3 protein-coding genes are annotated in these 2,749 nt (G+C 76.7%); all 3 read left to right on the top strand.

The features are described from left to right. Positions 1-221 precede the first annotated feature (221 nt). The gene (locus JWQ92_RS16830) at positions 222-902 is read left to right on the top strand and encodes a nuclease-related domain-containing protein (protein WP_297345618.1); all 681 of its coding nucleotides are present in this window, start codon (positions 222-224) and stop codon (positions 900-902) included. Positions 903-986: 84 nt separating this feature from the next. After that, positions 987-1,643, top strand: a complete 657-nt coding sequence (locus JWQ92_RS16825; RefSeq protein ID WP_297345617.1) for a YciI family protein — start codon at positions 987-989, stop codon at positions 1,641-1,643. Then, positions 1,640-2,749, top strand: a 1,110-nt coding sequence (locus JWQ92_RS16820; protein WP_297345616.1) for a sigma-70 family RNA polymerase sigma factor, incomplete at its 3' end; no start/stop codon positions are given. The genes JWQ92_RS16825 and JWQ92_RS16820, both read left to right, overlap by 4 nt.

The raw sequence follows: 2,749 nt of genomic DNA, 5'->3' as shown, positions 1-2,749 counted from the left end.
CTCCCTGCTGCCCGGCGGCGTGCCCGCATCGCTGCTCGCGCGGGCCGGTCGCGTCGCCGAGCGGCGCGCCGGGGATGCGGCGTCGCTCGATCGCCTGCTCGCCTCGCCCGTCACCCCCTGGCTCGGGGTCTGGTTCTGACCCGCGAACGGGTCGCCCGGGTTCGCGGGGCGCCCGTTCTGGGAGTGCCGCGGCCCCCCGAGCGGTGGTCGACTGCGGAACCATGACGGCGATCAGCACCCTTCCGACGGTCCGCATGCGCGACCGCGTCCCGGCCCAGGCGCTGATCGAGGAGGCCCTCCGCCGGCCGGGCACCGACCCGGCGCTGGCCGCCGCCGTCCGTGCCGCCGAGGGTCAGCGGCTCGTCGCCGGGCTCCTCGCCTCCCTGCCCGCCGCCTGGACCGTGCTGCACTCCCTCCCGCTGCAGGGCGGAGAGGGTGCGATCGATCACCTCGTGCTCGGACCTGCCGGCGTCCTGCCCGTCACCACCGTCTTCCACCCGGGCCGCCGGGGAACGGTCACCGGTCGCACCGTCGTGCTGGCGGGGGAGCACCTCCCCGCCGTGCTCGGCGCCGAGACGGACGGGGACCGGCTCGGCCGCCTGCTCGCCACGCACGGCCTGGCCGCGGTACCGGTCCATCCGGTGGTCGCCGTGGCGGGAACCACCCGCCTCGCGGTGAAGGAGCGGCCGCGCGGCGTCGCCGTGCTGGCCGCGGCTGCACTGCGCTCCCGCCTCCCGGGCAAGCCGGAGGTGCTGAGCAGCGCGACCGTCGACGCCGTCGTCGCGCTGCTGGACCGCCCCGACGTGTGGGGCGAGACGAGCGAAGCGGAGCCCGACCTGCTGCAGCGCTTCGCCGTGCTCGAGCAGCGGTTCCGGCCCCGGGCGAGGTTCCGGCTGCGCTGAACGTCCTCCGGGGGCCGTCGCGTTCGTCGGAAGGATGAGACGGTGGAGACCGCCGTCCGGCCGCCGCACACGGAAGGACCCCCGATGAAGGTCGTACTGCTCGCCCGCGTCGCACCCGACGCCATTCCCGCACCCGTGGGGCTCGCCCACACGATGCACGACCCGTCGAGCGCGACCACCCTGCGACGGCGCGGCCAGGAGCTGCTCCTCACCGACGGGCCGTCCACCGAGTCCGACGAGCAGGTCGTCGGCCTGGAGGAGATCGACGTGGACCGTTTCGACGCCGCGCTCCACCGTGCGGCCGGGCTGCCCGCGGCCCGCGCGGGCGCCGTCGAGGTACGGCGCGTCCACGAGGGGCCCGACGACGGCGTGCCTCCCGCGACGCCCTCCGCGGGGACGCGGCGCTACGTGTTCCTCCATGTGCTCCCGATCGGACCGGCTGCGGAACCGGCGGCGCCCGGCGGCGGCTCGCTGCCCGACTGGCTCGCGTCGCCGCTCACGCAGCGCACGGTGCTCGCCGGCAACCGGCTGCTCGACGCGACCGACGCGACGGCCGCCGTCGTGCGGGTGCGGAACGGCGAGGTGCGTGTCAGCCGCGGCCTCCCCGCCGATCGGGAGGAGGAGATCGCCGGCTACGACCTCGTCGCCGCCGGCGATCTCGACGAGGCGATCGCCGTGGCCCGCCCGCACCCGACGCTCACGACCGGCGTCGTCGAGATCCGTCCGCTGGTCATGGCGTGACCGTCGACGGCGCCATCCGCACGGCCTTCCGGGAGGAGTGGGGCCGCATCGTGGCCGGCCTCATCCGGATGACCAGCGACTGGGCGCTCGCCGAGGACTGCGCGCAGGAGGCGTTCGCGGCCGCGACCCGGCGCTGGCCGGTCGACGGGGTGCCCGACAGCCCCGGCGGCTGGCTCACCACCACCGCCCGCAACCGGGCGCTCGACCGGCTGCGGCGCTCCGCCGTGGAGGCCCGCAAGCTCGAGGAGGTGCTCGCGATGCAGCACGAGCCGGATCCCGCGCAGCCGATCGAGGACGACCGGCTCCGCCTCGTCTTCACCTGCTGCCACCCCGCGCTCGCGCTCGAGGCCCGCGTCGCGCTCACCCTCCGCACCCTCTGCGGGCTCACCGTCGCCGAGATCGGCCGTGCCTTCGGCGCGACCGAGGTCGCGATGGCGAAACGTCTCGTCCGGGCCAGGGCGAAGATCGAGGACGCCGGCATCCCGTACCGCGTGCCGGACCCGGAGGAGCTGCCCGAACGGCTGCCCGGCGTGCTCGCGGTGCTCTACCTGCTGTTCACGGAGGGCTACGCGCCGCACGAGGGCGACCGCGTCGTGCGCGAGCCGCTCACCGAGGAGGCGATCCGCCTCACCCGCCTCGTCGCCGCGCTGCTGCCGGGCGAGCCCGAGGTGCGCGCGCTGCTCGCGCTCGAGCTGCTGCACGACGCGCGCCGGCCGGCCAGGACCGGCGCGGACGGCGTCCCGGTGCCGCTCGACGAGCAGGACCGGAACCGCTGGGACGCGGAGCGGATCCGGGAGGGCGCGGCCCTGCTCGACGCGCTCGACCCGTCGTCCGACGGGCCGTACGCGATCCAGGCCCGCATCGCGCTCGAGCACGACCGGGCGCCGGTCGAGGCGAGAACTGACCGTCGGGCGATCGCGGCGCTGTACGACCGCCTCGCGGCGATCGCGCCGTCGCCGTTCGTCGAGCTCGCCAGGGCCGTCGCCGTCGGGCTCGCGGAGGACCCGGAAGCCGGGCTCGCCCTGCTCGCACCGCTGGCCGGCGACCGCCGGATCTCGTCCGGCCACCAGCTCGCCGCGGCGCGGGCGGAGCTGCTCCGCCGCGCC

Origin of the sequence: Amnibacterium sp., from assembly GCF_025463795.1 — a bacterium.
Classification (GTDB): Bacteria; Actinomycetota; Actinomycetes; order Actinomycetales; family Microbacteriaceae; genus Amnibacterium.
The sequence above is the reverse complement of the archived record's forward strand: the minus strand, read 5'-3'. Positions and strand labels throughout refer to the sequence as shown.

Coding starts and splice junctions, on each gene's coding strand:
- JWQ92_RS16825 (WP_297345617.1), top strand. CDS start 987: ATGAAGGTCGTACTGCTCGCCCGCGTCGCACCCGACGCCATTCCCGCA.
- JWQ92_RS16830 (WP_297345618.1), top strand. CDS start 222: ATGACGGCGATCAGCACCCTTCCGACGGTCCGCATGCGCGACCGCGTC.